The sequence below is a fragment of the Desulfosediminicola sp. genome (genome assembly GCF_048381775.1).
In the GTDB taxonomy this organism is placed as follows: domain Bacteria; phylum Desulfobacterota; class Desulfobulbia; order Desulfobulbales; family Desulfocapsaceae; genus Desulfopila; species Desulfopila ganghwensis.
Genome location: NZ_JBLXGE010000032.1, coordinates 1 through 6,815 on the forward strand (window position 1 = coordinate 1; position 6,815 = coordinate 6,815).

A 6,815-nucleotide genomic window follows, 5' to 3' on the forward strand; every position below is an offset into this window, starting at 1 on the left:
CTGTAAATTCAATAACGCGCAGGACGACCTGTTGGCGTTTTCAGTAATCTTGGGACGACCCACGTCAGACAGAGAATCATCATGTTCAAACGAGTACTTGTTGCCAATCGTGGCGCTATAGCCACTCGCATTATTCGCACGCTTAAAAAATTGGATATCGAATCTGTTGTTGTCTATCACGAGAAAGACCAAGACAGTTTGCATGTACAGCATGCTGATATTTCGGTAAACCTGGGCGGAGGCTCTGTTGCAGAGACCTACCTGAATCAGGAAAAAATCATACAAATAGCCAAAGAAAACCAAGCCGAGGCGATCCACCCTGGTTATGGCTTTCTCAGCGAAAACACAACATTTGTTGAAAAATGTGAGTCCCATGGACTTGTTTTCATCGGGCCGACGCCGGAACAAATGAATGTTTTTGGTCTCAAGCATCTCGCTCGCGAAGCCGCACAAAATTCCGATGTCCCCATGTTGCCTGGCTCTCCTGTACTCGACGATGTTGAAAGCGCCGTCTCTTGGGCTGAACAAGTCGGCTTTCCAGTCATGCTCAAAAGCAGCGCCGGAGGTGGCGGTATCGGCATGCAGGTATGTCGCGACGTCGATGCCCTCAAACGTGCCTGGAACAGTGTGAAACGCATGAGTGCGAATTATTTTTCGGACGACACCGTGTTTCTGGAAAAATTTATCGTCAATGCCCGTCATATTGAGGTGCAGATTTTTGGCGATGGTAAAGGTAATGCAATCGCCCTCGGTGAGCGTGACTGCTCCGCTCAACGCAGAAACCAGAAAGTAATAGAAGAATGCCCTGCTCCCAATTTAAGTCAGGACTTGCGCGAAGCCATGCATCGTACGGCCGAAACCTTGATGGCCTCTGTCCAGTATCGAAACGCTGGCACCGTTGAGTTCATATTCGATGTGGATGCGCAATCGTTCTACTTTCTAGAGGTGAATACCCGCCTGCAGGTTGAGCATGGGGTTACCGAGGAAGTTTACAATGTTGACTTGGTCGAGTGGATGCTCAAGCTTGCCGCCAATGAAATGGAGCCCTTGGACTCAATTGGATCGAACCTGGCCCCTTCGGGTCACGCGATTCAGGTGCGTCTGTATGCTGAGGATGCCGCGCAGGACTTCCAACCCAGCGCCGGCTTACTGTCGGACGTGTTCTTTCCAACTGCTGACTATTTACGTGTAGACACTTGGGTGGAATCAGGCATTGAAGTCCCCTCCCTGTTTGATCCGATGCTAGGCAAGCTGATTGTTTGCTGCGGCACCCGTGAGGACGCATTGATCAAATTGATCGAGGTGCTCCAGCAATCGCGTGTGTACGGTATAGAAACAAACTTGGCCTATGTCGCTTCAGTGCTTTCGACAGATCTGGCTAAACAAGGACAATTGCTGACCAAGACTTTGGCATCTCATGCGCTTCAATCTCATTCATTGCGTGTCTTGAGCGCAGGCACTCAAACCACTATTCAAGACTACCCCGGCCGTCAGGGGTATTGGCATGTAGGTGTGCCGCCTTCAGGCCCCATGGACTCTGTGTCATTTCGTCTCGCTAACAAGCTGTTAAACAATCCAACCGATGCCGCTGCTCTAGAAATGACATTAAGCGGGCCTACGTTACAGTTTCAATCCGATACCGTTATTGCGATCACCGGCGCTGACATGCAGGCTACGCTCGATGGGCAGTCGGTACCGTGCTATAAAACAATTCCCGTGTCTGCAGGTCAGGTCTTGGCCTTCGGAAAAGTGCTTGGCCAAGGTGCCCGTGCATACCTTGCCATTGCGGAAGGGATTCAAGTTCCCTCTTATCTGGAATCAAAGTCCACTTTCACGCTCGGTCAGTTTGGCGGGCATGTTGGTCGCGCCTTGAGAACAGGTGATGTTCTGCACCTGACTTCACCTGACACTGTTGCCTCTGCTGCACTTGCCGTTCCGGAAATTCCAGAGGTGATGGAGTTGCGCGTCATATATGGTCCACATGGCGCCCCGGACTTTTTCACTGATGCGGACATTAGTGAGTTCTTTGCCAGCGAATGGAAAGTCCATTACAACTCAAGCCGAACGGGTGTGCGCCTAATAGGTCCTAAGCCTGCCTGGGCAAGACCCTCTGGCGGCGAAGCTGGCATGCACCCTTCCAATATTCATGACAACGCCTATGCTTTTGGGACGGTCGATTTTACTGGCGATATGCCAGTGATACTTGGGCCGGACGGGCCTTCTCTCGGCGGCTTTGTATGTCCAGCCACGGTCATCACTGCAGACCTATGGAAGCTCGGACAACTTTCTGCCGGACAAAGTCTTAAATTTGTTCCTGTTAGCTATGAGGCAGCAGTGGCTGCAGAAGCTGCGCAACTTACTGCCATTGAGCAAAGCCAGCTTCCTTTCGCTGACTGCAACCCTGCACTTGATGATCTTGGTACTCCCATTGTTAAACGTATGCAATGGGAAGACGACGAATTGGTCTGCCGCCTAGCAGGTGACCATTTTCTGCTTATTGAAGTAGGTCCTATGGTGCTGGATATTCCGCGCCGCTTTCGTGTGCATGCCCTGATGCTGGCACTCGAAGAACGTGGTATTACCGGCGTCAGAGAGCTCACTCCCGGCATTAGATCCTTGCAAGTGCATTACGACAGCCAAAAAATCCAGTTGTCGCAATTACTAACTATCATCGAAGAGACAGCGCAATCGCTGACCACTGGTGACCTGGCAGTCCCCAGTCGCATCGTTCATCTTCCACTTAGCTGGGATGACGAAGCGTGCAAACTGGCCATAAAAAAATACATGCAATCTGTGCGCGCTGATGCGCCATGGTGCCCGAGCAATTTGGAATTTATCCGGCGCATGAATGGCCTAGAGTCAATCGACGATGTGAAAGAGATTGTCTTCAACGCCTCATACCTTGTGATGGGGCTTGGTGATGTTTACCTAGGCGCTCCCGTTGCCACACCCGTTGACCCGAGACATCGATTGATTACAACCAAATACAATCCGGCCCGAACTTGGACGGCAGAAAACTCCGTCGGTATTGGGGGTGCCTACATGTGTGTGTACGGCATGGAAGGTCCTGGAGGCTATCAATTTGTCGGCAGGACATCGCAGATGTGGAACCGTTACAGAAAGACAGCCGAATTCTCGCAGCCGTGGTTGCTGCGTTTCTTCGATCAGATTCGCTTCTACGAAGTTAGCGCTGATGAGCTCGCGCAGTTCCGACGCGACCTGCCCAAAGGCCAGGTCGCTCTGCGCATCGAAGAGACCGAGTTTTCGCTATCTCAATACGAAAGCGGGCTGACGGAGAATAAAGACAGCATAGCGACATTCATGGAAATGCGAGAAAAGGCTTTTGAGGAAGAGTTACAGCGTTGGCGCGATAACGGCCAGTTTACCTTCACGCCTCCCGAAACGAATGAAAGTAACGCCGATATCAGTGAAATCCCCGCAGGTGTATTACCGATCGATAGCTCAGTATCTGGCAATGTCTGGAAAGTTGAGGTGGAGGAAGGCGAGAGTGTCAGTGCAGGACAAACGCTGATGATCTTAGAGTCCATGAAGATGGAAATCGAAATTCATGCTCAACACGCAGGAACAATAACCAAGATTTTGGTTGGCGAAGGACATGATGTCCACGCTGGCCAGTGCCTGATATGGCTTGAACAAAACAAAGGGGCTAACGATGACTGAGATAGTAGATTTGCGCATAGCACAAGTACACGAGGCTTATGCCGATGGAAGGGAAACGCCAGAATCCTTAATTGCCAAGCTTCGCACCCAGGCTCTGGCCCAAGGTCAGTTTAATGCATGGATTCACTTGTTAAGTGAAGAAGAGCTCCAAGTCTATTTGGATGCCCTCAAACTCAAACCCATGGAAGAGTCTCCACTTTGGGGCATCCCTTTTGCAATCAAAGACAATATCGACCTTAAAAATGTACCAACCAGCGCAGGCTGTGAAGCATTTACTTACACGCCAGAGCAATCGGCAACGGTTGTTGATCTGTTGATTGACGCCGGTGCTATACCACTGGGCAAAACCAATCTTGATCAATTTGCCACAGGTCTTGTGGGGACTCGTTCTCCTTATGGTGAAGGCAAGAACGTCTTTAACCCAGACTATATCAGTGGCGGCAGCAGTGCGGGTTCGGCCATAGCAACAGCGCTAGGCCAAGTCTCTTTTGCACTAGGTACCGATACTGCAGGGTCAGGACGAGTCCCTGCTGCTTTCAACAACTTGATCGGTCATAAACCGACGAAAGGCTTACTGAGTACCTGCGGAGTCGTGCCTGCATGTAAGTCTTTGGACTGTGTGTCCATTTTTGCGTTAACCACAGAAGACGCTGTACAAGTATTCGACGTCGCAACGCTCGCAGATGACAACGATCCCTACTCTCGAAAAAACATCGCCTTCAATACACAACCCTACTGGAGTGATAAAAAACCGAGAGCCTTTAACTACGGAATTCCTGCTCAACTGGAATTTGATGATGCACATGCAGAAAAATTGTTTCATCATGCTTGCGAACAGCTCGATGCACTTGGTGGCCAATCCGTTACGCTTGATTTTGAGCCTTTCATGAAAACAGCGCGTCTGTTATATGAAGGCCCTTGGGTCGCAGAGCGTGCTTGGGCAACACAGGATGTCAGCCCCGATGCTATGCTACCGGTTATTCAGGACATCCTGGCGACAACGCAAAACTTTGCAGTGACCGATGTGTTTGATGCCCAGTATAAACTGCAAGCATTAAAACGAATCTGCGATCGCGAGCTGGATAAAGTTGACTTTGTAATGACGCCAACAACCCCCACTTGCTACCTCAGATCTGAGATAGCAGAACAACCCGTTGCATTAAATTCTAAGCTTGGCACCTACACGAATTTTATGAACCTACTCGACTACGCTGCCACTGCTATCCCGGTTGGACGATTGAGTTCACAAGTGAGTTGGGGAGTGACTCTGTTTAGTCGAGCCTTTACCGATATTCGTTTATTGAGTTTCGCCGGCGCATTACAGAGACAACTCAATCTTCCATTAGGCGCCACGCCACATTCCTTGCACCCGCAACCAGTAGAATCCGCCCGCACTGCCCCTGAGGAGTCAGTGGCAGTTGTTGTGTGTGGTGCGCATTTATCGGGGCAACCGCTAAATTGGCAACTACAGGACCGCGGTGCCACTTTTAAAATGAAAACCCGTACAACCCAGGCCTATGCCTTGTTCGCACTTCCGGATGGAAAGCGCCCTGCGCTTGTTCAAAAAGAAGCCGGCTGCGCCATTGAAGTGGAAGTCTGGCAAATGCCGATGGCCGAGTTTGGCAGTTTTGTAGCGGGTATTCCGTCACCACTTGGAATCGGCAAGGTAGCTCTGGAAACAGGGGAAAGCCTTCCGGGCTTTATTTGTGAAGAAGGTGGAATTGCTGATGCCCAAGACATTTCACATTTTGGTGGGTGGAGAGCCTATCTGGCAGAAAAATAAAACTGTGCACAAGGAGCTATCAATGATCAAATTTCAGTCCCCAAGCGTGGCTAGGTTTTCTTCACTGGCCATTTCTTTGCTCCTTCTTCAGGGAGGCCATGCCCAAGCCGATACCGATCTCAACAGTCTTTCGTGGATCCATGGGGCGCAAGACTGCGAGGCGGCTCGAGCAGAGCCAGAATATGTGCAGTGGCAGGAAGTGCGCTACCAAAGCAACACCATCATATTTAGACAGAATAAGTGCTCCAATTATGAAGCGCCATTCGTCTATCTTTTTATTGGAACTGAAAGGTCTTTGCTGATAGATACTGGTGCCACCGAAGAGGGTGGTACCAGCTTACTTGCAGCTGTCAGAAAGATCACCGACTTGCCACTTATTGTTGCCCACTCCCATGGTCATGGTGATCATATAAAGGGGGATCGCGCCTTTTCAGAGCAGGAAGATACGAGTCTTGTCGGTTTGGGAGCGGATGCTGTGCAGTCGTTCTTCGGTTTTGAAAATTGGCCGGAGGAGCAAGCTGAGCTTGAACTCGGGGGGCGCACCATAAGCCTTTTACCGATCCCTGGTCATGCAGATGACGACCTCGCTTATTACGACCCGGTGTCCCAGTTTGCTGTCACTGGCGACACGCTTTACCCTGGCAGATTATACGTCAGAAATTGGTCAACCTATCGAGCCAGCATTGCTAGGCTGAATGCATGGATACAAGAAAAGCCAGTGTCTTATGTTTTGGGAACACATATTGAAATGACGGCAGATGCAAACGTCGACTATCCCATTCGCACTACCTACCAGCCAAATGAGCACCCACTTCCTTTAGCACCTTCTGATATCCTCAAGCTCCATGAAACTCTCATGTCGCTTGAGGCACCAGAAAGAACCTATTTAGGCAGTTTCGTCATCTGGCCAGTCAATTGATTAAAGCTCGTCCCAAGTAGCCCAGTCGATTGTTCTTCCAGGATACGCGACGTTCGCAAATGGCCAGCTCTGCTCTATCCACATCTCTGTCCATTCGAAAAGGATCTCATCAAATCCTGCATCAAAATCGGCCTGGGTGACCCACATTGTCACCTGGGCATCATATCCGGGTTTGCTGCTAGGCCTGACGTAGACACTGCCCATTTCTCGCTCACCATCCTGTGTGAGTACACCATAGGCGAACGATTCGCGACGTTCGAAACGTCCCTGCTCATTCAACATGTCTTGCATAGCCTCTTCTTCGGTGATGCCTTCACGGGGCCAGTTGCCACTGCGGGAAAAAGTCTTTTGCAAGTGCTCAATCGATGACATGTAAGCAGCGTAATCGAGATCCACTATTTCCGGACTAAGGGGTACCAACTTGAAGCCCCA

4 protein-coding genes are annotated in these 6,815 nt (G+C 50.3%); 3 read left to right on the plus strand and 1 reads right to left on the minus strand.

Annotation, left to right across the window (positions count from 1 at the left end; genetic code table 11):
• The first annotated feature begins 81 nt into the window (after positions 1-81).
• The 3 genes from uca to ACN5NT_RS23770 are packed head-to-tail and all read left to right on the plus strand — an operon-like array spanning position 82 to position 6,383.
• The gene (gene uca / locus ACN5NT_RS23760; RefSeq protein ID WP_419177125.1) at positions 82-3,681 is read left to right on the plus strand and encodes an urea carboxylase; all 3,600 of its coding nucleotides are present in this window, start codon (positions 82-84) and stop codon (positions 3,679-3,681) included.
• The gene (atzF, locus tag ACN5NT_RS23765) at positions 3,674-5,464 is read left to right on the plus strand and encodes an allophanate hydrolase (RefSeq protein ID WP_419177126.1); all 1,791 of its coding nucleotides are present in this window, start codon (positions 3,674-3,676) and stop codon (positions 5,462-5,464) included. The genes uca and atzF overlap by 8 nt, the downstream gene beginning before the upstream one ends.
• A 22-nt stretch (positions 5,465-5,486) precedes the next feature.
• Positions 5,487-6,383, plus strand: coding sequence for an MBL fold metallo-hydrolase (locus tag ACN5NT_RS23770; RefSeq protein WP_419177127.1), 897 nt, complete (start codon positions 5,487-5,489; stop codon positions 6,381-6,383).
• Here the strand turns inward: ACN5NT_RS23770 and ACN5NT_RS23775 are convergent.
• A partial coding sequence (locus tag ACN5NT_RS23775; protein ID WP_419177128.1) for a twin-arginine translocation pathway signal protein occupies positions 6,384-6,815 on the minus strand: 432 nt, incomplete at its 5' end.